The sequence below is a fragment of the Amycolatopsis sp. VC5-11 genome, assembly GCF_037034185.1.
Classification (GTDB): domain Bacteria; phylum Actinomycetota; class Actinomycetes; order Mycobacteriales; family Pseudonocardiaceae; genus Amycolatopsis; species Amycolatopsis nivea.
The window spans coordinates 1-347 of the sequence record NZ_JBAGKF010000059.1; the positions used below are offsets into that span (position 1 = coordinate 1).

A 347-nucleotide genomic window follows, 5' to 3' on the forward strand; every position below is an offset into this window, starting at 1 on the left:
GCGCTGCCCGCGATCGCGAAGAAATCGCAGATCCCGGTGATCGCCGACATCCACTTCCAGCCCAAATACGTGTTCGCCGCGATCGAGGCCGGCTGCGCCGCGGTGCGGGTGAACCCGGGCAACATCCGCAAGTTCGACGACCAGGTCAAAGAAATCGCCCAGGCGGCGAAGGACCACGGCACGCCGATCCGGATCGGCGTCAACGCCGGGTCGCTGGACAAGCGGCTGCTGGAGAAATACGGCAAGGCCACCCCGGAAGCGCTCGCCGAATCGGCGATGTGGGAAGCCTCCCTGTTCGCCGAGCACGACTTCCACGACATCAAGATCTCGGTCAAGCACAACGACCC

1 protein-coding gene is annotated in these 347 nt (G+C 64.8%); it reads left to right on the plus strand.

Annotated elements, in window-relative coordinates; genetic code table 11:
• Positions 1-347, plus strand: a 347-nt coding sequence (locus WA670_RS45070; RefSeq protein WP_336162308.1) for a flavodoxin-dependent (E)-4-hydroxy-3-methylbut-2-enyl-diphosphate synthase, incomplete at both ends; no start/stop codon positions are given.